We start from the raw sequence: 21,097 nt of genomic DNA, 5'->3' as shown, positions 1-21,097 counted from the left end.
TCACTCCAGTCCGATGGCGCGGCGCAGGGCGGCGCGGGTGGCGGTTTCGTCAAAGCTGTCCCAGCGCGCGGCGACATGCTGGTCGGGGCGGATCAGGTAGACGCCGGACCCGGCCTCTCCCAGGTAACGCTCTGCCAGCGCGCCGCTGGCGTCGTCGCCAGCCGAAAGGGCGAGGCGCGTGATGGGCACGCCAGCCTCTTCCAGCGTCTCGGGCGCTTCGGCGTCGATGGTCAGCAGGGTGAACACCCCGCCGAGGCGGTCCAGCAGGAAGCCGTCCTTAAGCGGTGCATCGGGGCAGGGGCTGCCCACCCGCGTGCGTGCGGGGCCACCGGGCAGGGCATCGGGGCCGTTCAGCGGCCCACCATCGTAGACGCAGGGCACCGAGAGCCGGCCCGAGTTCACCAGAGGACGGGCGAATTCATATTGCTCGGCCAGGTCCAGAACCGCGTTGCGGAACATGTGGCTGACCTTGGACTTGGGCGTGATGAAATCGGTGGAGCGGGTGGAGTTCAGGATGTTCTCGTCCGCGCCGTGCACGCGTTCCACGTCATAGCTGTCCAGCAGGCTTTCGGGCGCCTTGCCCCCGATGACCATTCCCAGTTTCCAGCCCAGGTTGTCGACGTCCTGCATGCCGCTGTTCGCCCCGCGCGCGCCGAAGGGAGAAACCTGGTGCGCTGCGTCGCCGGCAAACAGAACCCGGCCGTGGCGGAATTTCTTCATCCGGCGGCACTGGAAGGTATAGATCGAGGTCCAGACGATCTCGTATTCGACATCGCCCAACATGGCGTCTAGTCGGGCGCGCACGTTTTCCTCTTGCAGCTCTTTCTTGCGATCCACGTCCCAGCCGATCTGAAAGTCGACCCGCCAGACCCCGTCGGGCTGCTTGTGCAAGAGGGTCGAGGCGCCGGACTTGAAGTAGGGTTCGAACCAGAACCATCGCTCGGTCGGGAAATCGTCGTTCACCATCTTGATGTCGGCGATCAGGAAACTGTCCTCGAACACGCGGCCTTCGAAATCCAGACCCATCATGCCGCGCAGCGGAGAGGAGGCGCCGTCGCAGCCGATCAGCCAGTCGGCCTCGATGGTATAGGGGCCGTCGGGGGTCGTGATCTCCAACGTGACGTGATCGTCATGCACGGTGACGTTGTCGACCCGGTTCTTGCCGCGCAACTCGATCGGGGCACCCGCCGCCTGCGCCTCGCGGACGCGTTCGACGATGAAGCGTTCGAAATAGGGCTGTTGCAGGTTGATGAAGGCCGGAAACTTGTGGCCTTCCTCGGGCAGGAGGTTGAACTCGAACACCTTGCGGTCGTCGTGGAACACCTTGCCCAGATTCCAGACCACGCCCTTGTCCAGCATCGGCTGGCCGCATCCATAGCGGTCGGCGATTTCCAGGCAGCGCTTGGCGAAACAGATCGCGCGGCTTCCCATGCCGATGCCCTCGTGATCGTCCAGAACGACGACCGGGATGCCCTGCAGGCCAAGGTCCAGCGCCGTGGCGACCCCGATGGGACCGCCGCCCATGACGACCACCGGATGACGGACGGGCGTTTCGGCATCTTGGTCGGCGGAGCGTTCGTAGGGGTAGAGCTTGAAGGCGAGTTGATAGCGGTCATGGATCATGTCGGTTCCTCCTTGTCCGACGGCGATGGGTCAATGACCCATCCTACGCATGTGGGGCGAGAGGGCGCGCGAGGCGCGCCCGTTGCCGTTCAGCCTTGCAGGCTTGCCCACATTTCCTTGTCCCGCTGCGCCGTCCAGACGCGGGGCGTGTCGATGCCGCGGGCCTCGTCATAGGCGCGGGCGACGTTGAACGGCAGGCAGTGTTCGTAGATCGCGTAGTCCTTGAACTTGGGGTCGCATTCGGCGCGCACCGCGTCCCATGCCTCTTTCAACGTGCCGCCACGGCCCACGACCTTTTCCACCGGCTTGTAGGTCGAACGGACGAAATCCTCGGTCGCGGCGATGGCCTTGGCGACCATCTCCGGCCCGACCAGCGCGTCGCCCCGGCCCGGGGCAATCGCCTGCGGCTCAAACGCGGCGATATTGGCCAGGGTCTCGCCCCAGTCGTTGAAATGGCCATCGCCGCAGTAGCAGGCCGAGTGGTATTCGACGATGTCGCCGGTGAACATGACCTCTTGATCCGGCACCCAGATCACCGCGTCACCGGCGGTATGGGCGCGGCCCAGGTGCATGATGTCGACGCGGCGGTTGCCCAGGTAGACGGTCATCGAGTCCGAGAAAGTGGTGGTGGGCCAGGTCAGGCCGGGGATTTCCTCATGTCCCTGGAAGAGGCGCGGGAAGCGGTCGAACTCGCTGTCCCAGTCTTCCTGCCCACGTTCGGCCACCATCGCGCGGGCCACGTCGGACATGATGATTTCCCGCGCGCCATAGGCCGAGGCGCCCAGCACGCGGACCGCGTGGTAGTGGGTCAGCACGAGGTGGGAAATCGGCTTGTCGGTGACTTCGCGGACGTGGTCGATCACCTTGCGGGCCAGGCGCGGGGTGGCCTGCGCCTCGACGATCATCACGCTGTCGTCGCCGATGATGACGCCGGTGTTGGGATCGCCCTCGGCGGTGAAGGCATAGAGCCCGTCGCCGACCTGCGTGAACGAGGTCTTTTTCTCTTCCATGTCTCCGGCGGATGCAAAGGCCTTGGTCATTGGTTCCCTCTCATGTCTCTGGACGCCCTCGCGTCTTTGTGATTCCATCGCGGGTCATGAGCAACGCCCAGCGACCCGTCCTGATTTTCCTGATCGTGACCGCCCTTATGGCGGTCACGCTGTTCCTGATGGGGCGCGATCCGATCTGCCCCTGCGGCTACGTCTCTTTCTGGACCGGGCCGGGTGCCCCGCCGCGCGAGGGCAGCCAGCACCTCTTCGATCTCTATTCGCCCAGCCACCTGATCCACGGTCTGGTCTTCTACGGTGTCCTGGCGCTGGTCGCCCGGCGCCTCAGCGTGAACCTGCGGCTGGGGATCGCGCTGGTGGTCGAGGCAGGCTGGGAGATCCTCGAGAACACGCCGATGGTGATCGAACGCTATCGCGCGGTAACGGTGTCCTTCGACTACAACGGCGACAGCATCATCAACTCCGTCTTCGACGTGATCGCGATGGTCGTGGGGTTCTACCTTGCGCGCTGGATCCCGATCTGGGCCAGCGTTGCCGTGGCCCTGGGGTTCGAGGCGCTGACCATCGCGCTGATCCGCGATGGCCTGGCCCTGAACATCCTCATGCTGTTCTGGCCCACCGAGGCGGTGCTCCAGTGGCAGCAGGGCGGGTGACATCAGCCCCGGCCCCCGTAAGGATCGTCGAGCGCCGGCAGCACCTTGCCGGTGCACTCCCCGAACCCGATGCGATAACCGTCCCCCTGGGCGGCGCCGCGCAGGGTCAGCGTATCGCCATCTTCCAGGAAGCTGCGGGTTTCGCCGGTATCCAGTGTGACCGGCTCCTTGCCGCCCCAGGCCAGTTCCAGCAGTGCGCCGCGCGCGCCCTTGTCCGGGCCGGAAATCGTGCCGGAGCCCAGCAGGTCCCCCACGGACATGGGGCAGCCCGACGTCGTGTGATGGGCCAGTTGCTGTGCCGACGAATAGTACATCTCGCGATAGTTGGTCCGGGCGATGACCGTTTCGGGTTTGCCCTCGGGGGCAAGGCCCACCTCCAGCTGGATGTCATAAAGCATCGGGCCGGGTTCGCGCAGGTAGGGCAGCAATTCGCGCTCGCGTTCCGGCGTCGTGGTGCGGAAGGGTTCCAGCGCCGCCTTGGGCACGATCCAGGGGCTGATGGTGGTGGCCGTGGCCTTGGCCTGGAAGGGGCCAAGCGGCTGGTATTCCCAGGCCTGGATGTCGCGCGCCGACCAGTCATTGAGCAGCACGTAGCCAAAGATCATCTCGTCGGCTTCGCCCACCGTCACCGGTCCTTCGGAATCCTGGCCCACGATGGCGCCCATTTCCAGTTCCAGGTCGAACCGTTTGCAGGGGGCAAAGACCGGCAGCTCGGCGTCCGGCGCCTTGAGCTGGCCCCAGGGACGGCGCACGTCGGTGCCCGACACCACGACCGAAGAGGCGCGACCGTTGTAGCCGATGGGGATCGACAGCCAGTTCGGCGGCAGCGCGTTTTCCGCGCCCCGAAACATGGTGCCCACGTTGGTGGCATGGTTCTTCGAGGCATAGAAATCGGTATATTCGCTGACCGCGAAGGGCATTAGCATTTTCGCGTCCGCCTGTGGGACAAGGTAGGCGGCCAGCCCCTCGGCATCCGGGGCGCCTTCGGCCAGCATCTCGGTCACGGTTTCGCGGAACGCGGCCCAGGCGGCGGGGCCAAGGGCCATGAATTCCGTCCAGTCACCGAAGAAAAAGACCTCCTCTTCGGCATCGAGCGAGAGCAGGCCCTCGGCCTCGAGCGCGGTGATGTCGAGGATCATCTCGCCGATGGCGATTCCGCAATGGGCCTCGCCGTCCGCGGCGCGGAAGCTGCCGCAGGGCAGGTTGTTGAGAGGGAAATCCGTGTCGGGGGAGTTGGCTGACTCCACCCAGGAGCGTTTCAGGGGCATGTGTCGTCCTGTCTTTCAGTGCGTCTTTCAGCGATGTTTCTTGTGTCCAGAAGAAGACGTGGGGCGCATCGTGTGGAATTGTCCGCCGGGACTATCCGCAGTCCACGCCACCACAGTCAGCCCCGGTGTCATGTCTTGTGGCGATGGCCGGGGCAGCGACGTTTGCACCGCTGATCGTGGTGTCCTTGCTCCGACCTCGGCGGCGGTCTTCTCGATGCCCGGCCCACCCGACCAGCAGCAGCAGGCAGAAAAAGGGACCGAAGACCAAAAAGAACACGATTTCGCCGGTCGTCATGGGGACTCCAGTTCGAGCTCGAAACGCAGGTGAGCGCGCGTAAAGCAAGCTTACTTCTTACCCGGCGTGCCGTCGAATTTCTTTTCCAGGCTGTCCCAGCAGTCGATGTAATCGTCCTGCAGCGGCGCCTCTTTCCCGGCGAACTGGGTGAGGTGCTGCGGGAAGCGGGTCTCGAACATGAAGGACATGGTGTTGTCCAGCTTCTCGGGCCCGAGGTTGGAATTCGACGCGCCCTCAAAGGCGTTCCGGTCCGGTCCGTGCGGCAGCATCATGTTGTGCAGGCTCATGCCGCCGGGGACAAAGCCCTGCGGCTTGGCGTCGTACTGGCCGTAGATGTTGCCCATCAGCTCGGACATGATGTTCTTGTGGTACCAGGGCGGGCGGAAGGTGTTTTCCGCTACCATCCAGCGTTCGCGGAACAGCACGAAGTCGATGTTGGCCGTCCCCGGCACGCCCGAGGGCGCGGTCAGCACGGTAAAGATTGACGGGTCCGGGTGGTCGAAGAGGATCGCGCCCACCGGGCAATAGGTCCGCAGGTCGTACTTGTAGGGGGCGTAGTTGCCATGCCAGGCGACCACGTCCAGCGGGCTTTGCGGGATCTTGGTTTCGTGGAACTGGCCACACCATTTCACGGTCAGGGTCGAGGGCACCTCGCGGTCTTCAAAGGCGGCCACGGGCGCCTTGAAATCGCGCGGGTTGGCCATGCAGTTCGCGCCGATCGGTCCACGGCCGGGCAGCTCGAACTTCTGGCCGTAGTTCTCGCAGACGAAGCCGCGACAGGGCCCTTCGAGCACCTCGACGCGATAGACCAGCCCGCGCGGGATGATGGCGATTTCCTTTGGCTCGATGTCAATGATGCCCAGCTCGGTGGCAAAGCGCAGCTTGCCTTCCTGCGGGACAACCAGCAACTCGCTGTCGGCGGAGAAGAAATAGGCGTCCTGCATCGACTCTGTGACCAGGTAGATGTGGCTGGCCATGCCGACCTGCGTGTTCACGTCGCCGGCGGTGGTCATGGTGCGCATGCCGGTCAGCCAGGTCAGGCCGTCCTGCGTCGGCACCGGGTCCCAACGGTACTGGCCCAGGCTGATGACGTCCGGATCGACGTTCGGCGCGCTCTTCCAGTAGGGCAGATCGATCTTGGTGTAGCGGGCCGAATGCTTGACCGAGGGGCGGATACGATAAGTCCATGTCCGCTCGGGCGGGTTGGCGGTAAAGGCGGTGCCGGAGAGCTGTTCGCCGTAAAGGCCGTAGTTGCATTTCTGCGGGCTGTTCATGCCCTGCGGCAGCGCGTCGGGCAGCGCCTCTGTCTCGAAGTCGTTGGCCCAGCCGGGCATGTAGCCTTCGTGCGTGCCGGTCGTGCCGGTGGCGCGGATCATGCCTTGCGGCAGTTCGTGACGGGTCATGTCGTACCTCCCTGGTGCGGTGAGAGCCGGATTCGGTCTTGCCGCCAATATTTGTTGCAACTGCAATGATGTCAAGTTAATCGTTGCGAATGATACCAATCTGGCGGAGCCTTGTCGCGGTTCCTGATCCCTTGAGGGAGATTTTCCATGATCCGACTGTTCGATTACTGGCGTTCGACGGCCAGCTACCGGGTGCGTATCGCGCTGGGCCTTGCCGGGCTGGAGTGGGAGAGCGTGCCGGTCAACCTTGTCGACGGGGCGCAGCGCGGGGATGAGCACCTTGAGCGGAACCCGCAGGGCCTGGTGCCTGTGCTGGAAATCGACGGGCTGCGGTTGACGCAATCGCTTGCCATCGTGGAATACTTGGACGAGACGCGGGGATTGGGTCTCTTGCCCGAAGACGCGGCAGGTCGTGCCCGTGTGCGGGGGCTGGCACAGGCGATCGCGATGGAGATCCACGCAGTCTGCAACTTGCGCGTTGCGAAACATGCGGTGGCCCATTCCGATGGCGGGATCACGATGGAAAGCTGGATGCAGGCTTTCATCGGGCCGGGTCTGGCAGCGGTGGAAGAGATGCTGGACGGAGGCGATACCTGTTTTGGCAAGGAAGTCACGCTGGCCGACGTCTGCCTGATCCCGCAACTTTACAATGCCCACCGCTGGGGCGTGGCCCTGGATGGCTTGTCAAAGATACGGCGGGTGGAGGCGGCGCTGGCTGACCACCCCGCCTTTGCCGCCGCTCATCCGGACCGCGTGGCGCAATAGGGGGCGCAGGGGCGCCCCCGTCGCAAGTCACCCCTGCGCTGACAGGCCCGCATCCAGGGCCGAGAGGATCGTGTTCACATGCGCCTCGGTCAGGACCAGCGGGGGCGACAGGATGATGTTCGGCCCCGAGACGCGCAGCATGGCACCGTTTTCATAGGCGACGCGGTGCACTGCGCCGATGGTCTTCTTGTCGATGGGGGCCTTGGTGGACCGGTTTGAGACCAGTTCCACCGCGCACATCAACCCGTGTCCGCCGCGTACGTCACCCACCAGCGCGTGTTTCTCCTGCAGCGCCTTGAGGCCCTCCCAGAGCTGCGCACCGCGGGCGGCGGCGTTGTCCTTGACTTGCAGCCGCTCGGTTTCCTTCAGGCAGGCGATGGCCGCCGCCGCGCCGACCGGATGCCCGGAGTAGGTATAGCCAGATCCGATGGCCGCCTTGCCGCTAGTGTCGTTTTCAAAGACCTCGGCCACGGCGCCGGAGATCATGACGGCGCCGAAGGGGAAATAGCCGTTGGTGATCGCCTTGGCGGTGCACATCATGTCCGGCTGCACGCCCCAATGGCGCGAGCCTGACCAGCTTCCGGTTCGGCCAAAGGCGGTGATGACCTCGTCCGCGATCAGCAGGATGCCGTGTTTCGAACAGATCTCGCGCACGCCGGGCATGAAGCTTTCATGTGGCGGAATCACCCCGCCGGCGCCAAGGATCGGCTCCATGATCATGGCGGCGATGGTTTCGGCGCCCTGGAAGGCGATTTCGTCCTCCAGCGCCGACAGGCAGAGCTGCGCCAGCTTTTCCGGATCGGTCTCGCCGAACGGATTGCGATAGGGGTAGGGCGCCGGGATGTGATAACAGCCGGGCATCAGCGGTTCGTACTGGGTGCGGAAGTTGGCGTTGCCATTGACGCTGGCGCCCAGGGTATGTGTGCCGTGATAGCCCTTTTTCAACGAGAGGTATTTCACCCGCCCGCCCTCGCCACGCACCTTGTGGTATTGCCGCGCCAGACGCAGGGCGATTTCCACGCTGTCCGACCCGCCCGAGGTGAAAAAGGCGCGTGTCAGCCCGTCCGGCTCGAAGAAATCGCGCAACATCAGGCTCAGTTCGATCACCGCGTCGTTCGTGGTGCCGCGAAAGATCGAGTAATAGGGCAGGCGGTCCAGCTGCTCGGCGATGGCCTTTTTGACCGGTTCGCAGGAATAGCCCAGGTTGACGTTCCAGAGGCCGCCGACGGCATCCACCATGCGGTGTCCGTCCACATCCGTGATCTCGACCCCGTCGCCGCCGGTGATGATGTCCGGCGGATTGGCCAGGCTGTCGGCAGGATGCGCCATCGGGTGCCAGAGGTGGCGGGCGTTGTTCTCGGTCAGGAAGTTCGAATCCTTCATGTCAGTCCTCGTTGGTCTGTGAGTGTCGGGGCGGGGGCATTGGCCCAGAGCGCCGCGGTCTCGCGCGGCAGGGTGCCCCCGGTGGAAACGGTTGCCTGTCGGATCGCGCCGCGCAGGGCGGTGCGGATCTCGTCGATCTTGGCCCGCTTGGCGCGGACGGCGGGCACCGCGACGGACATGGCGCCGATGGGGATGCCCTCGGGGCCGAACAGTGGACCTCCGACCGAACAGACCTCGCTGTCGAAGGCCTGGTCGAGGTTGCACAGCCCGTCCTGCCGCACGTCCGCCAGGACAGAGCGCAGGAAGGACGGGTCCGTCAGGGTCAGATCCGTATAGGCCGGCAGCGGACGGCCCAGCACATGTTCTGCCAGTGCGGGCGGCGAGAAGGCCAGCAGGGCCAGCCCGGATGAGGTCGCGTGCAGCGGCAGCATCTCGGCCTCGTCGAAATGCACCTGCGTGCCGTGGATCATCGGGTCGGCGTGGTAGACCGGGGACAGCATGTCGCCCTGCAAGAGCGAACAGTGGCAGAGCTCGCCGACCTCCTGCGCCAACGTGTCGACAATGGGGCGCAGGATGCGGCGCACCGGGTGCGTCGCTTCGCGTACGGCGGTCAGGCGCAGGATCGCGGGGCCAAGCCGGTAGGCGCGAGACTGTGGATGCTGTTCGACGAATCCGTTTTCCTCCAGTTCGGTCAGGTGCCGATGCACTGTCGCCTTGTCGCGTCCCGACAGGCGCGCGAATTCCATCAGCCCGATCTCGGGCTTCGTGCGCGAGAAAAGGTTCAGAAGTTCAAGGGCTTTGGTGATCGTTCCCATCGCTTTTCGGCGGCCTTTCGAAACGGGGTCACGGTGTCGATGAAAGAAATGTTGACAGAGTTTCATTGCAATGGCAACAATAAATGCACCAGTGGTTCGAATAATGAACCAACCCACAGGAGGATGGTATGAAAACGTTTCTCAAGGCAGGTGTCGCCGCGCTGGCGCTTGCCCTCCCGCTGGCCGCGCAGGCCGAGTATCCCGAAAAGCCCGTCGAATTCGTTGTGCCCTGGCCGCCGGGCGATCTTGAGGATGTGCTGACCCGGATGATCGCTGAGCAGTTCCAGGAGACCTACGGCGTGCCCGCGGCGGTGGTGAACAAGCCCGGCGGCGGCGGCGGTCCCTTCCCCGGCGCGGCAGAGGTGGCCGGCGCCGATCCGGACGGCTACACCGTCGGCTCCTTCGTCATCGGCGTGCCGCTGGTGGGACCGGAAACCGGCATCCCGGCGCTGAACCCCAACCCGTTCGAGCCGGTGGGCATCTTCCTGACCTATCCCTTCGTCATCGCGGCCTCGGGCGACGCGCCTTATTCCACGATGGAGGAACTGGCCGACTACGCGCAGGACAATGACGTGGCGCTGGGCCACTTCGGGTCTTTCCTGATCCCGACGCAGGTGACCTTTGCCCTGTCGCAGGAAATGGGGTTCGACTACGCCGCCGAAGCGGCCTTCGACGCGCTGGACTGCAACACCCTGGCCTCGGGCGACGTGGACGTGATCAACACCACGCTGCAACTGATCAAGCCCTGCCTCGACGACCTGAACGTGCTGGCCTCGATCGGGGCCGAACGCACCGCGCTGACGCCAGACTCGCGTACGGTCGGAGAGATTGCGCCTTCGCTGGACATCTCTTTGTGGAACGGGCTTTTCGTCCACAAGGACACGCCCGCCGATGTGCGCGAGAAGATCGCAGCAGTCGCGGCAGAGGTCGTGATGTCCGACGCCGCGCAAAAGCTGGCCTCCGAGACCGGCGCGCTGATCTACTGGCAGGACGCCGAAGCGGCGACGGCGCAGATCGAAAAGGATGCCGTGACGCTGGGCACCGTGGCCGAGCTGATCGGCGACTGATCCTGACGGGCGTCCCCACGGTGGGGGCGCCCTTTTCACATGGAGGGGCAGGATGCGCCGGTTCCAGACATTCCAGGACCTGTTCAAACGCTACCGGCGGCCCGGGGACTTGGTCTTTGCCAGCCTGTTCTGCCTGTTCGCGGTCTTTCTGCTGGTGATGCTGCCCTACGAGACGCAGTGGGTGAAGCGGACCAAGCTGTTTGCCCAGCCAGCCTTCTGGCCGGCGGTGTCGGTGGGTGCAATGGCGCTGTTTGGCGTTCTGCACCTGCTGGGCGCCCTGGCGTCCGAGCGTATCCCGGGCCGCGGAGCCGAGGTTCTGGCCTGGCTGAAATCGGTCGAATACGCGCTGTGGTTCATGGCCTATGTCGCCGTGGTGCCGATTGTCGGCTACCTCGCCGGCTCGATCCTCTTTGCCTGTGTGTTGGCCTGGCGGCTGGGCTATCGGTCGGCGCGTTGGCTGCTCACGGCCGCGGGATTTGCCGTTGTGGTCGTCGTGGTCTTCAAAGGCCTCCTGCAGGTCAAGATCCCGGCGGGACTGGTCTATGAACTGCTGCCTTCGGGTGCCCTGCGCACCTTCCTCATGACCTATCTCTGAAAGGGGCCAAGAATGGACGCTTTGCTGTCCGGACTCGACATGCTGGCGCGTTTCGACGTGGCGCTGGCGCTGCTCATCGGCTCTATCGGCGGGGTCATCATCGGGGCCATTCCCGGCGTTGGCCCGCCGGTGGCCATCGCAATCCTGCTGCCGGCCACCTTCTCGCTGGACCCGTTGGTTGGGCTGGTCATGCTGCTGGGTATCTACGGCTCGTCGATGTTCGGTGGTGCGCTGCCCGCGATCCTGATCAACACGCCCGGCACGGCGGTCAACGCGCTGACAACCTATGACGGACACCCGATGACCGAACGGGGCGAGGCGCTGCGGGCGCTTGGCCTCGCCTATGGTGCCTCTTTCGTCTCCGGCATCCTGTCGATCGTCGCGCTGATCCTCTTTGCGCCTTTCCTGGCCAAGATCGCGCCGATGTTCGGATCACGCGAGATCTTCCTTGCCGCGCTTCTGGGCATCGTTCTGGTGATCCTGGCCCACCGAGGGCAGACCTTTGCCGCCGGGATGCTGGCTGCCTTCGGGATCTTTCTCGGCACCGTGGGGCTGGAGCCGGTGAAATACACCCAACGCTACACCTTCGGGCAGGACTGGCTGGTGGGCGGTTTCGACCTGATCGTGGTCGTGCTGGGACTGTTTGCCCTGTCACAGGCGTTTCAACTGCTCAGCGGAGAGGACAGCGCGCCGGATGCGCAGCCGATCAAGGGTTCGATGTTCCGCGCCATCGGCGAGGTATTCCGGTTCAAGCGGCTTGCGGCGGTCGGGTCCGGGTTCGGTGTGCTGATGGGCATGATCCCCGGCGTGGGCGAGTTCACCGCACAATTCCTCAGCTATACCTACGCGCAGAAGACATCGAAGAAACCAGAGGATTTCGGCAAGGGCTCACCCGAGGGGCTGGTGGCCTCGGAGGCGGCGAACAACGCCGTCCCTGCTGCCGCGATGATCCCGCTCTTGGCGCTGGGCATCCCGGGCGAGGCGCTGACCGCGATGATGCTCTCGGTCTTTTACGTCCACAACGTGACACCGGGGCCGGGGCTGTTCCAGAACCAGCTGGATTTCGTCTACGCGCTGTATATCGCGATGATCCTGCTGAACGTGATCGTCGTCGTCTTCATGTGTTTCTCGTCCAACCTGCTGCTGCGGATCATCCGCATTCCGACACGGTTCCTGGGCCTGACGATCCTGATCCTCAGCTTTGTCGGGGTCTATTCTCTGCGCAACTCCATGACCGATTGCGCGATTGCTGCGGGCTTCGGCCTGTTCGGTCTGATCCTGAAGCGGCAGAACCTGCCCGTGGTGCCGATCATCCTCGGCATGGTTCTGGGCGGCATCATGGAGGTCAAGCTGCGCAGCGCGATGGCGCGGGTCAAGACGCCGCTGGATTTTGTCGACCGGCCCATCGCCGCCTTCATCGCCTTCGCCATCGTCGCGCTGATCGTCCTGCACATCTGGGGCGTGGTGCGCGAACGGCGGGCGGGACTGAAGGAATTCGAACACGATCACGACATGCACGACACGCAAGGAAACTGAGAATGCTGGATCTTTCGCGGATCGAAGAGCTGCGCCACGCCGATGTGCCGCCCGCCCGCCACCTGATTGACGGCAGCTTTGTGCCTGCTTCCGACGGGGGCGAGATGGAGGTGATCTCTCCGTTGGACGGCACACGGCTGACGCTCATGGCACGGGGTACGGTCGCGGACGCCGAGGCCGCCGTGGCGGCGGCCCGGCGCGCCTTTGACGACGGGCGTTGGGCGGACATGGCGCCGGCGGCGCGCAAGGCGGTGTTGCTGAAGTGGGCCGCGTTGATCGAGGATAATGCACTGGACCTGGCAGTGCTGGGCGTGCGCGACAACGGCACCGAGATCGGCATGGCATTGAAGGCGGAACCGCTCTCGGCCGCCCAGACCATCCGCTATTACGCCGAGGCCATCGACAAGCTTTACGGAGAGATCGCGCCGACCGCGCCAGGTTCGCTTGGACTTGTCCACCGCGAACCTGCGGGTGTCGTGGGCGCGATTGTTCCCTGGAACTTTCCGCTGATGATCGGCGCCTGGAAGCTGGGCCCGGCCCTGGCGGCGGGCTGTTCGGTGGTGCTGAAACCGGCGGAAACCGCCTCGTTGACCCTTCTCCGGATGGCCGAATTGGCGATGGAGGCGGGTCTGCCCGCAGGTGTCCTGAACGTGGTGACGGGCGAAGGGGCCGTTGTCGGCGCGTCCATTGCCGAGTCGATGGATGTGGACGTCCTGGTCTTTACCGGCTCGGGCGCGACCGGGCGCCGCCTGCTGGAGGCTTCGGCCCGGTCGAACCTGAAACGCGTCTACCTGGAGCTTGGAGGCAAATCCCCCAACATCGTCTTCGCCGATGCGCCGGACATGGACGAGGCGGTCAAGGTCTCCGCCAACGGCATCTTCCGCAACGCGGGGCAAGTCTGTGTCGCGGGCTCGCGCCTGTTGGTCGAACGGTCGATCCACGACGCGTTCGTGGCTCGTCTGACCGAGTTCGTTCAAGGCATGAAGGTCGGCGACCCGCTGGACCCTTCGACAGCGGCGGGCGCGGTCAACAGCCTGCGGCAGCTGGAGCAGAACCTCGGCTTTGTCGCCGAGGCCCGCGCGGCCGGGCGCGACATCCGCACCGGCGGGGCGCGCATCCTTGAGGAAACCGGCGGCTATTTCATGGAGCCGACCATCGTGACCGGCGTTGATCCCTCGGACCGGCTGGCGCGCGAGGAGGTGTTCGGCCCGGTGCTGGCAGTGATCCCCTTCGACACCGAGGATGAGGCGGTGGCGATCGCCAATGGCACCGACTTTGGACTGGCGGCAGCGGTCTGGACCGCGAACCTGAGCCGGGCGCACCGGATGATCCGACGGGTCAAGGCCGGGGTGGTCCATGTCAACACTTACGGTGGGTCCGACCTGACCGTGCCGCTGGGCGGCGTGAAACAGTCCGGCAACGGGCACGACAAGTCCCTGCACGCCTTCGACAAGTACCTCGACCTCAAGACCGCGTGGATCAAGCTATGAGCGACCGGACCATCCTGATCGTCGGCACCTATGACACCAAGGACGACGAGCTGAATTACCTCGCCGAAGTGATCCGGGGGCAGGGCGGCGGCGTCATGACGATGGATGTCAGCGTGCTGGGCGATCCCTCGGCGCCTTGCGACATTTCCAAACATGCGGTCGCCGAGGCAGGCGGGCATTCCATCCAGGAAGCCATCGATGGCGGGGACGAGAACCTTGCCATGCAGATCATGGCCAAGGGATCGGCCCTGCTGGCGGCGCGACTGCAGGCCGAGGGCCGCATCGACGGGGTGATCGTGCTGGGCGGGACGATGGGCACGGACCTGGCGCTGGATCTCTGTTCGGCGCTGCCGCTGGGGGTGCCGAAATACATCGTATCGACGGTCTCCTTCTCGCCGCTGATCCCGCCCGAACGCTTGCCGGCGGACGTGCAGATGATCCTCTGGGCCGGTGGGCTCTACGGGTTGAACTCGGTCTGCAAGGCCTCGCTTAGCCAGGCGGCGGGCGCGGTTCTGGGCGCCGCGCGGGCGGTGGAGCGGCCCGACCGGACGCGCCCGCTGATCGGCATGACCAGTTTCGGCAAGACGGTGCTGCGCTACATGGTGGCGCTGAAACCGGCACTGGAGGAGCGCGGCTTCGAGGTGGCGGTGTTCCACGCGACCGGCATGGGCGGGCGCGCGTTCGAGAGCCTTGCTGCCGAGGGTGCCTTTGCCGCCGTGATGGATTTTGCACCGCAGGAGGTGGGCAATCACCTGATGGGCTCGACCATCAGCGCAGGCGCCGACCGGATGACCAACGCGGGCCGCAGTGGCACGCCTCAGATCGTGTCCATCGGCTGCTACGACCTCGTGGATTTCGTCGGTTGGCAGGACGCTCCGGTCAAGCTGGCGGGACAGGAACAGCATGCCCACAACCGCCTGCTGTCATCGGTCATGATGACCGCTGACCAGCGGCGCGAGATGGCGCAAACGATCTGCGGCAAGCTGGCAGGGGCCGACGGCCCGGTGGTGCTGATCCTGCCGTTGCAGGGGGGAAACGAATGGGACCGGCCCGGCGGACCGTTGAGCGATCCCGAGGGGCTAGAGGCCTTTATCGCCGAAATCCGCGCGCAGTGTCCCGCCAATGTGCAGCTGGTCGAGCTGGACGCGCACATCAATGACCCCGCCTTTGCGGAAACGGCGCTGGAGGTGTTCGACGGTTGGCAGGCGGGGGGAGCCTTGCGCAGAGCCTGACGCGCCGGGTCGACCGGGGTCACGCTTTCCTCTACCGTCCTGTTCCAGAGGTTGGTTCAGGGCATTGAGAGGAGCAGGCGCATGTCGCAACTCCGGCGGCTTTGGGATGCGGGTCTGGTTTTTGCGGCGGCGGTTGCCCTTGGTGGCGCCGCAGTGGCGCAGGGGCTGCCGCTGTTCGACGGAGCGGATTTCGATCGCCTTGTGATGCAGGTGCCCGAGCGGGACCGCGACCGGATCGAGGCCACAGGCGCCAAGCCGATCATCCGCTACACCGCGCCCACCGCAATCCGACGCGCCGGGCAGGCCGTGGGTCAGCTCCGGGTCATGGTAGAGACCGAGGGCGGTCCGGCGGTCGTTGCCTGCACGGGTGTCCTGATTGCGGAAAACCTCGTGCTGACGGCCTTTCGCTGTGTGACGGGCGTGCTGGCCGAGCCAGACCTGGCCGCGCGCGGGCCAAAGCGGATCACGCGCGTCGAATTCGTCGCAGGCTTTGACGCGCCGCGGGTCGAGGAGCAGGGACGGAGGGTCGCACTCGATCCCGAGCCATTTGAGGCGCATGCGGACCTTGGGTTTGTCGTGTTGCGGGCGGATGGTCCCTTGGGGGCAGAGGACGCGGTTCTGACGCTCGATCCGCCGGTTCCGTCAGCGGGGATGCCGCTGGCGATTGTCGGTCACCCATTCGGAACGTCGAAACAGGTGGTTCGTGAGGACTGTTCCCTGCGCGGGGCCGTCACCGATGGCGGTCGGTTGACACATGGGTGCGCGGCCTTGCCAGGAAGCGCGGGGGCACCGGTGCTGGACGGCGCAGGCCGGATGATCGGTCTGCACCTGCAGGAAGAGCCTCGGGCGACCGGTGGGCGTGGTGTCACGATCGCGGCCATGCTGGACGCCTCCGCTCTCCTGCGGGCGGTCGCCGCGGGCGAGGATTGTGCGGGAGAGGCGGCCCTGCGCTGCGGACGCAGCACCACTGCCGACCCCAGGCCAGTTGCCCCCGAAGCGGCAAAGCCCGCATCGGTTGCCACGCCTGTTCCGGAACCTGCCGCGCCGCCCGATGCCGAGATCGTGGAACCTGACGAAGAAGCCGAAGACCCGGTCGATGTCTTTCCGGTGGGCGTCGGCGCGGATGGTCCGGCGGTCTACGGTGTTGCACTGCCTTACCTGCCGCCAGGCACGGGGATCGAACTGTTGACCGGCCCGCTGGGCGATCTGGACGGCTCCGGTGGATTGTTGGCGGCAGGTCAGGGAATTGCAGCGACACTCACCGACATTGGCAGAGGGCAATCGGCGCTGTCGCTTTGGCGGCTGGACGACGGCGCCTTGCAAGCCCGGAGGTTCCTGCCGCAGGGCGTCCGCGCGCTCGCACTCAGCCGGGATGGCGGGAAGCTCGCTTTGGCGCGGGAGGGCGAGGTCGAGGTCATGGACCTGCCGCTGATGGAGGTCACGGGGCGCATCGCCACCGAGGGTGCCGATGGGGTCACACACATGGCGCTGTTCACGGATGGCTCACGGGTGGCAACGGTGCAGGGCGATGCGGTCTCGCTCTGGCAGGCGTCGGACGGGGCGCGCCTGTGGGCCACGACGGCAGAGGACGGACCTGTTGGGGCGGTGGCCTTCAACGCAGAGGGAGACATCCTGGCGCTGGCGGGCGTCGAGGGCGTCAGCCTGCACCGGGTGGCGGATGGATCGATCTTGCAGCGCTTGCCGACCGGGACGCCTGTCGACGGGCTGGCTTTCCTTCCCGAAGGTGATCTGGCGTCCGGTCACGCCGAAGGGCGCGGGTATCGCTGGAACGTCTCCACCGGGCAGGTGAGTGGTCGGATCGGCGGTGAAGGAAGAGAGACCCTGTTGGGGCCGGTCGGGCCGGACAGGTTGGCCATGCAGGATCGCGAGAATGGCAAGGTTCGGATCTATGGACCGGACGGCTCTGTCCGGACAATCCTTTCCGGTCGACGGTTCAGCCGCGCGGTGCTGGAGCCGGGCGGTGCAAGGCTGTTTGGCCATGTGGCCGAACCGCAGGCCGCTGCCGTGTTGGCAGACCTGGCAACCGGGCAGGTCCTGCGCGAAGCGCCTCGGCAGGCCGACGCGATTACGACGCTGGCCTTCAGCCCCGACAGTACCCGCCTGGCACTGGGCGGATCGGCCGGCGTCCCCTTGCAGGTCTGGGCCTGGGAGGACGGGCAGGTGACCTATCGTGTGGACGAGGCGCAGGGGCTTGCCGCGCTGGCGTGGCAACCGCATGGCGCAGGACTGGCTGTGCAGGGCGCGGAAGACCAGCCCCTGCGGCTGCTGGATTTCGGGGAGGAGACCCGGTCTGCCCTCCTGCCCGGAGATGTGCGCGTTTTGAGGTTCGACCCGACGGGGGCCTACCTTGCACGGAGCGATTCCCGAGGCCAGGTGACACTGTTGGACGCGGCGACCGGCGAGGTGCTGCGCGATATCGAAGGGGACGGCGCCGCTTTTTCGCGCGATGGCCGGGTCCTGGCCGTGGCCCGAAACAGGCCGAAACCGGAGATTGCCCTGATCGACCCGGAGATCGGTGAACACGGTCAGATCCTTCAGATGCCGTTTTCCCGGGTCGGTCCGCTGGGTTTTCGGGGCGCATCGCAAGAGGTGGTGGCGGTGGTACAGGGCCGGGGCGTTACGGCGCGCTGGATGCTTGCCTTGTGGAACGCCGAGGATGGCACCTTGATCCGCCGCTTTGGCCAGTTGGACAACCCGCCGCACGCGATGGCCGTCAGCCCTGACGGACGCTTTGTCGCCGTTGCTGAAGAAGGCAGCCCCGAGGTCCTGCTTTGGGACATGTCGGTGGGGCGTTTCCTGTGGCGGCTGCAGACCGGCGGCGCCGAGGTTCGGGCGCTGGATTTCGCCCCGGACGGCCTGCGGATTGCGGCCGCGCTGGCGCCGGGGGGCGTGGTGCTGTGGGACATGATCAATGGCCAGGTCAAGGGGCGGTTGGCGGTTTACCCGGATGGGACGGCGGCGCAGGTGGGCGCGACACTGTTCCTGTCCAGCCCCGTCATGCTGGACCGCGTCGCGGTGCGCCTGCCCGACGGAACCTTCCTGCCCGCGCGTCAGGTGCTGCTGGAGGGGTTGCCCGATTTCGTGCCTGCCGATCTGCCGCTGGCAGAACAGGTGCAGGTCTTGCTTGGTCGACTGCGCGAAGGCGACGAGGATGCGCACCTATTGCTGGTCGACGGTCGAGCGCTGGCCTTTGATCTGGAATTCCGCAAGGAGATGCAGCGCCAGCTCAAGGCCGGAGAGTTCTACACCGGCCCCATCGATGGTGACATCGGCCGTGGCAGTCGCCGGGCGCTGCAACTGTTCGCGGCGGGGGCCGAGGACTAGGAAAGGGGTGAAACGTCTGCCCCTCGCGTCAGGCCCCCGCATCCGGTCCCTCTCGGGAAAGGTTTCGTCTGGCTGGAAAGAGAAGGCGCCCTGTCAGTTCCGACCGGGCCACCCGGCGCACCTGTTCGGCCCTGCGCAGGATCGCGGCATCCTGTTGCCAATCGGCAAAGGCACCGGTGTCATGCAGCAGGGCCATGACTTCATCATAGAGATCGTCCATCTGTGGCCCCCGGGGTGATGCCCTTCAAGGCTGGCCGGTCCAGGTGAAGACCGGGTTAAAACGGACGGATGGGGGCGGGGGCCTGCGCCTCGGCAAAGCCGTGCGCCGCTGCCAGTGGCATGGCCGAGCCGCGCAGTTCCTGCGCCAGGGCGCGCAGGGATTTCGCTGTCTCGAAAAAGCCTTGCGCCTCGCAATCGGTGGCCGACTGGATTGCGCGTTCGATGAGATCTTCGGGGTACATGTTTTTGCTTCCTTACCGCTCGATTTTTTTCATCAAAATGACATCTTCCTCTTAATGAGGCGTTAATCTGGATGACATTGCGGTTAAGCGGGTGCGAAAAACCGCCGGTTTCCGGCTGCGCGGCGGGTCAGTCCCCCGGCGTGGCCTTGCGGGCCAGCTCCAGGAAGACACGGTGTTCCGCCTCGGTGAGGCCCGGCAGGATCTCGGCCTGCAAGGCGGTGATCACGGGCAGCGCGCGCCGGAACATCTCTGCCCCCTCCGGCGTCAATGTCACCTCCCGGGCGCGGCGGTCGCGCCGCGACACCTGCCGTCTGACCCAGCCTTTCTGTTCCAGCCGGTCGATGACGCCGCCGATGGTGGCGCGGTCATAGGCGATGCGCGCGCCGATGGTGGCCTGGTCGATGCCGGGTTCGTCATGCACCGCTTTCATTGCCGCGAACTGCACCGGCGTCAGCTCCAGCCCGGCGGCGCGGGTGCGGGTGTGAAAGACATTGGTCGAGGCCTGGTGCAAGCGGCGGATCAGGTGCCCGGCCAGGGATTCCAGCGGCATGTCTTCCGCCTCCTCTCGATCCGGTGTGCCTGCATCCATCATTCCGGTCCCCTTCGGTGCCTTTCGCTGGTTTTGTAAGTGTACGGATCTTTTTCTTGACGCGCAATGATCCGTATGCAAATCATATGTCCACATATCAGTTGTCCGAGTCAGGGGAATGATAGGGGCAGGATCCGGCCTTGGGCCGACCTGCGGAGGAGAGAGGACCAGAGCCATGAGTGATCTTCCCATCATCATCGCCGGCGGCGGCATCGGCGGCCTGGCGGCTGCCTGTGGGCTGGCCCGCAAGGGACAGCGCAGCATCGTCGTCGAGCAGGCGCCGCAACTGGGCGAGATCGGCGCCGGCATCCAGATCGGCCCCAACGCCTTTCACTGTTTCGATTACCTCGGTGTCGGGGACGAGGCGCGCAGCAAGGCCGTCTACATCGACGCGCTGCGCCTGATGGACGCCCAGACCGCCGAGGATATCACCCGCATCCCGTTGGATGAGCCGTTCCGCAAGTTCTACGGCAACCCCTACGCCGTGGTGCACCGGGCCGACCTGCATGGCGTCCTGCTGAAATACTGCGAGGACAGCCCGCTGATCGACCTGCGCACGGATCACAAGGTGCTGGGCTATGAACAGGACGGCGCCAGCGTCACCCTGCTGCTGGACGGGCGCGACCCCATAAAGGGGCGTTTCCTGATCGGCGCCGAGGGGCTGCGCTCTCCGATCCGGTCGCAGATGATCGGCGATGGCGAGCCGCGCATTTCCGGCCACACCACCTATCGCAGCGTCATCCCGACCGAGCAGATGCCCGAGGACCTGCGCTGGAACGCGGCGACGCTCTGGGCCGGGCCCAAGTGCCATATCGTGCACTACCCGCTGAAAGGCTGGAAGGTTTTCAACCTTGTCGTGACCTATCACCGCGACGTGCGGGAGGCGATCGCCGGCAAGCCCGTCAGCAAGGAAGAGGTCGCGCAGGGGTTCGAACACATTCACCCCAAGGCGCGGCAGGTGATCGAGCATGGCGACAACTGGAAACTCTGGGTCCTCTGCGATCGTGACCCGATTTCCAACTGGGTGGACGGACGCGTGGCGCTTCTGGGCGATGCGGCGCACCCGATGCTGCAATATTTTGCCCAGGGCGCCTGCATGGCGATGGAGGACGCGGTGGCGCTCTCCCATTGCATCGAGCATTTCGGTGAGGACACCGAGGACGCGCTGCAACGCTACCAGGAGATGCGCAAGGTCCGCACCGCGCGCGTCCAGATGAACTCGCGCCTGATCGGCGAATACATCTACCACCCCGGCGACGCACAGGCCGCGGTCCGCAATTCCGTCATGCGCTCGATGAGCGCGGACGACTGGTACAACCAGCTGAACTGGCTTTACGGCTCGAACGGGCTGGACACGGGCGCGGCGACATCCGCCGCCGCCGAATGACTTGAGGAAGGATCACTTCATGGGCTTTGTCTTTGAACCCGCCGTCACCCCCAGCGTCGCCGTTGCAGGCAGCGGGGACCGTATTCCGGTGCGGCGCATCTTCTGCATCGGGCGCAACTATGCCGCCCACGCGCGCGAGATGGGCAAGGACCCGGACCGCGATCCGCCGTTTTTCTTTCTCAA

The 21,097-nt window shown here is 65.5% G+C and carries 18 protein-coding genes and 1 pseudogene; 10 read left to right on the top strand and 9 right to left on the bottom strand.

The annotated features are described in order from the left end of the window. The gene (locus tag G9Q80_RS04620) at positions 1-1,623 is read right to left on the bottom strand and encodes an FAD-dependent oxidoreductase (protein ID WP_088716617.1); all 1,623 of its coding nucleotides are present in this window, start codon (positions 1,621-1,623) and stop codon (positions 1-3) included. A gap of 89 nt (positions 1,624-1,712) precedes the next feature. Continuing rightward, the gene (locus G9Q80_RS04615; RefSeq protein WP_088716616.1) at positions 1,713-2,663 is read right to left on the bottom strand and encodes an MBL fold metallo-hydrolase; all 951 of its coding nucleotides are present in this window, start codon (positions 2,661-2,663) and stop codon (positions 1,713-1,715) included. 56 nt (positions 2,664-2,719) lie between these two features. On the opposite strand from G9Q80_RS04615, the gene G9Q80_RS04610 reads away from it, so the two are divergent. Further along, complete coding sequence (locus G9Q80_RS04610) at positions 2,720-3,283, top strand: DUF2585 family protein (RefSeq protein WP_074622748.1); 564 nt, start codon at positions 2,720-2,722, stop codon at positions 3,281-3,283. A gap of 2 nt (positions 3,284-3,285) precedes the next feature. On the opposite strand, the gene fahA is transcribed toward G9Q80_RS04610, so the two are convergent. Continuing rightward, positions 3,286-4,551 carry a fumarylacetoacetase gene (fahA, locus tag G9Q80_RS04605; protein ID WP_088716615.1) on the bottom strand — a complete coding sequence of 422 codons (1,266 nt, stop codon included), beginning with the start codon at positions 4,549-4,551 and terminating at the stop codon, positions 3,286-3,288. A 345-nt stretch (positions 4,552-4,896) separates the two neighbouring features. Next, the gene (gene hmgA, locus G9Q80_RS04600; protein WP_088716614.1) at positions 4,897-6,249 is read right to left on the bottom strand and encodes a homogentisate 1,2-dioxygenase; all 1,353 of its coding nucleotides are present in this window, start codon (positions 6,247-6,249) and stop codon (positions 4,897-4,899) included. Between the two features lie 147 nt (positions 6,250-6,396). Between hmgA and maiA the strand changes: the two genes are divergently transcribed. Next, complete coding sequence (gene maiA / locus G9Q80_RS04595; protein ID WP_043146903.1) at positions 6,397-7,014, top strand: maleylacetoacetate isomerase; 618 nt, start codon at positions 6,397-6,399, stop codon at positions 7,012-7,014. A 27-nt stretch (positions 7,015-7,041) separates the two neighbouring features. Here maiA and G9Q80_RS04590 read toward each other — a convergent pair whose 3' ends face one another. Then, positions 7,042-8,397, bottom strand: coding sequence for an aspartate aminotransferase family protein (locus G9Q80_RS04590; protein WP_088716613.1), 1,356 nt, complete (start codon positions 8,395-8,397; stop codon positions 7,042-7,044). Next, a complete protein-coding gene (locus G9Q80_RS04585) occupies positions 8,394-9,212 on the bottom strand; it encodes an IclR family transcriptional regulator (protein WP_088716612.1) in 819 nt (272 codons plus the stop codon). Before G9Q80_RS04585 ends, G9Q80_RS04590 begins: the two co-directional genes overlap by 4 nt. A 128-nt stretch (positions 9,213-9,340) precedes the next feature. Here G9Q80_RS04585 and G9Q80_RS04580 point away from each other — a divergent pair, with 128 nt between their 5' ends. The 6 genes from G9Q80_RS04580 to G9Q80_RS04555 all read left to right on the top strand — a co-directional run bounded on the left by G9Q80_RS04580 (position 9,341) and on the right by G9Q80_RS04555 (position 18,477). After that, on the top strand, positions 9,341-10,279 hold the full coding sequence (locus G9Q80_RS04580) for a tripartite tricarboxylate transporter substrate-binding protein (RefSeq protein ID WP_043146896.1): 939 nt from the start codon (positions 9,341-9,343) through the stop codon (positions 10,277-10,279). A 52-nt stretch (positions 10,280-10,331) separates the two neighbouring features. Continuing rightward, complete coding sequence (locus G9Q80_RS04575; protein WP_069210767.1) at positions 10,332-10,874, top strand: tripartite tricarboxylate transporter TctB family protein; 543 nt, start codon at positions 10,332-10,334, stop codon at positions 10,872-10,874. A gap of 12 nt (positions 10,875-10,886) precedes the next feature. Next, complete coding sequence (locus tag G9Q80_RS04570; protein ID WP_088716611.1) at positions 10,887-12,410, top strand: tripartite tricarboxylate transporter permease; 1,524 nt, start codon at positions 10,887-10,889, stop codon at positions 12,408-12,410. A 2-nt stretch (positions 12,411-12,412) separates the two neighbouring features. After that, positions 12,413-13,900: an aldehyde dehydrogenase gene (locus tag G9Q80_RS04565; protein ID WP_088716610.1), complete on the top strand. Its 1,488-nt coding sequence runs from the start codon at positions 12,413-12,415 to the stop codon at positions 13,898-13,900. Beyond that, positions 13,897-15,132, top strand: a complete 1,236-nt coding sequence (locus G9Q80_RS04560; protein WP_074622739.1) for a Tm-1-like ATP-binding domain-containing protein — start codon at positions 13,897-13,899, stop codon at positions 15,130-15,132. The genes G9Q80_RS04565 and G9Q80_RS04560 overlap by 4 nt, the downstream gene beginning before the upstream one ends. An 81-nt stretch (positions 15,133-15,213) precedes the next feature. Next, complete coding sequence (locus tag G9Q80_RS04555; RefSeq protein WP_088716609.1) at positions 15,214-18,477, top strand: trypsin-like peptidase domain-containing protein; 3,264 nt, start codon at positions 15,214-15,216, stop codon at positions 18,475-18,477. A 28-nt stretch (positions 18,478-18,505) separates the two neighbouring features. Here G9Q80_RS04555 and G9Q80_RS04550 read toward each other — a convergent pair whose 3' ends face one another. The 3 genes from G9Q80_RS04550 to G9Q80_RS04540 all read right to left on the bottom strand — a co-directional run bounded on the left by G9Q80_RS04550 (position 18,506) and on the right by G9Q80_RS04540 (position 19,530). Beyond that, positions 18,506-18,697 (bottom strand): hypothetical protein, encoded by a 192-nt coding sequence (locus G9Q80_RS04550; RefSeq protein ID WP_043146888.1) that lies wholly within the window; start codon positions 18,695-18,697, stop codon positions 18,506-18,508. Between the two features lie 55 nt (positions 18,698-18,752). Further along, positions 18,753-18,938 (bottom strand): hypothetical protein, encoded by a 186-nt coding sequence (locus G9Q80_RS04545; protein WP_069210770.1) that lies wholly within the window; start codon positions 18,936-18,938, stop codon positions 18,753-18,755. 127 nt (positions 18,939-19,065) lie between these two features. After that, positions 19,066-19,530 carry a MarR family winged helix-turn-helix transcriptional regulator gene (locus G9Q80_RS04540; RefSeq protein ID WP_308421255.1) on the bottom strand — a complete coding sequence of 155 codons (465 nt, stop codon included), beginning with the start codon at positions 19,528-19,530 and terminating at the stop codon, positions 19,066-19,068. Between the two features lie 172 nt (positions 19,531-19,702). On the opposite strand from G9Q80_RS04540, the gene G9Q80_RS04535 reads away from it, so the two are divergent. After that, positions 19,703-20,914, top strand: coding sequence for a 3-hydroxybenzoate 6-monooxygenase (locus G9Q80_RS04535; RefSeq protein ID WP_088716608.1), 1,212 nt, complete (start codon positions 19,703-19,705; stop codon positions 20,912-20,914). 19 nt (positions 20,915-20,933) lie between these two features. Next, a pseudogene (locus tag G9Q80_RS28075) lies at positions 20,934-21,097 on the top strand (fumarylacetoacetate hydrolase family protein); the annotation flags it as partial.

Origin of the sequence: Mameliella sp. LZ-28 (assembly GCF_012274245.1) — a bacterium.
Classification (GTDB): Bacteria; Pseudomonadota; Alphaproteobacteria; order Rhodobacterales; family Rhodobacteraceae; genus Antarctobacter; species Antarctobacter albus.
Note: the sequence above shows the minus strand (reverse complement) of the source record. Positions and strands in the feature narration are given on the sequence as shown.

What these genes read in the sequence shown, in the direction of transcription:
- G9Q80_RS04550 (WP_043146888.1), bottom strand. Translation starts at nt 18,697, where the DNA reads ATGGACGATCTCTATGATGAAGTCATGGCCCTGCTGCATGACACCGGT.
- maiA (WP_043146903.1), top strand. Translation starts at nt 6,397, where the DNA reads ATGATCCGACTGTTCGATTACTGGCGTTCGACGGCCAGCTACCGGGTG.
- G9Q80_RS04610 (WP_074622748.1), top strand. Translation starts at nt 2,720, where the DNA reads ATGAGCAACGCCCAGCGACCCGTCCTGATTTTCCTGATCGTGACCGCC.
- G9Q80_RS04535 (WP_088716608.1), top strand. Translation starts at nt 19,703, where the DNA reads ATGAGTGATCTTCCCATCATCATCGCCGGCGGCGGCATCGGCGGCCTG.
- G9Q80_RS04580 (WP_043146896.1), top strand. Translation starts at nt 9,341, where the DNA reads ATGAAAACGTTTCTCAAGGCAGGTGTCGCCGCGCTGGCGCTTGCCCTC.
- G9Q80_RS04555 (WP_088716609.1), top strand. Translation starts at nt 15,214, where the DNA reads ATGTCGCAACTCCGGCGGCTTTGGGATGCGGGTCTGGTTTTTGCGGCG.
- G9Q80_RS04560 (WP_074622739.1), top strand. Translation starts at nt 13,897, where the DNA reads ATGAGCGACCGGACCATCCTGATCGTCGGCACCTATGACACCAAGGAC.
- G9Q80_RS04540 (WP_308421255.1), bottom strand. Translation starts at nt 19,530, where the DNA reads ATGATGGATGCAGGCACACCGGATCGAGAGGAGGCGGAAGACATGCCG.
- G9Q80_RS04620 (WP_088716617.1), bottom strand. Translation starts at nt 1,623, where the DNA reads ATGATCCATGACCGCTATCAACTCGCCTTCAAGCTCTACCCCTACGAA.
- hmgA (WP_088716614.1), bottom strand. Translation starts at nt 6,249, where the DNA reads ATGACCCGTCACGAACTGCCGCAAGGCATGATCCGCGCCACCGGCACG.
- G9Q80_RS04615 (WP_088716616.1), bottom strand. Translation starts at nt 2,663, where the DNA reads ATGACCAAGGCCTTTGCATCCGCCGGAGACATGGAAGAGAAAAAGACC.
- G9Q80_RS04565 (WP_088716610.1), top strand. Translation starts at nt 12,413, where the DNA reads ATGCTGGATCTTTCGCGGATCGAAGAGCTGCGCCACGCCGATGTGCCG.
- G9Q80_RS04575 (WP_069210767.1), top strand. Translation starts at nt 10,332, where the DNA reads ATGCGCCGGTTCCAGACATTCCAGGACCTGTTCAAACGCTACCGGCGG.
- G9Q80_RS04570 (WP_088716611.1), top strand. Translation starts at nt 10,887, where the DNA reads ATGGACGCTTTGCTGTCCGGACTCGACATGCTGGCGCGTTTCGACGTG.
- G9Q80_RS04585 (WP_088716612.1), bottom strand. Translation starts at nt 9,212, where the DNA reads ATGGGAACGATCACCAAAGCCCTTGAACTTCTGAACCTTTTCTCGCGC.
- fahA (WP_088716615.1), bottom strand. Translation starts at nt 4,551, where the DNA reads ATGCCCCTGAAACGCTCCTGGGTGGAGTCAGCCAACTCCCCCGACACG.
- G9Q80_RS04545 (WP_069210770.1), bottom strand. Translation starts at nt 18,938, where the DNA reads ATGTACCCCGAAGATCTCATCGAACGCGCAATCCAGTCGGCCACCGAT.
- G9Q80_RS04590 (WP_088716613.1), bottom strand. Translation starts at nt 8,397, where the DNA reads ATGAAGGATTCGAACTTCCTGACCGAGAACAACGCCCGCCACCTCTGG.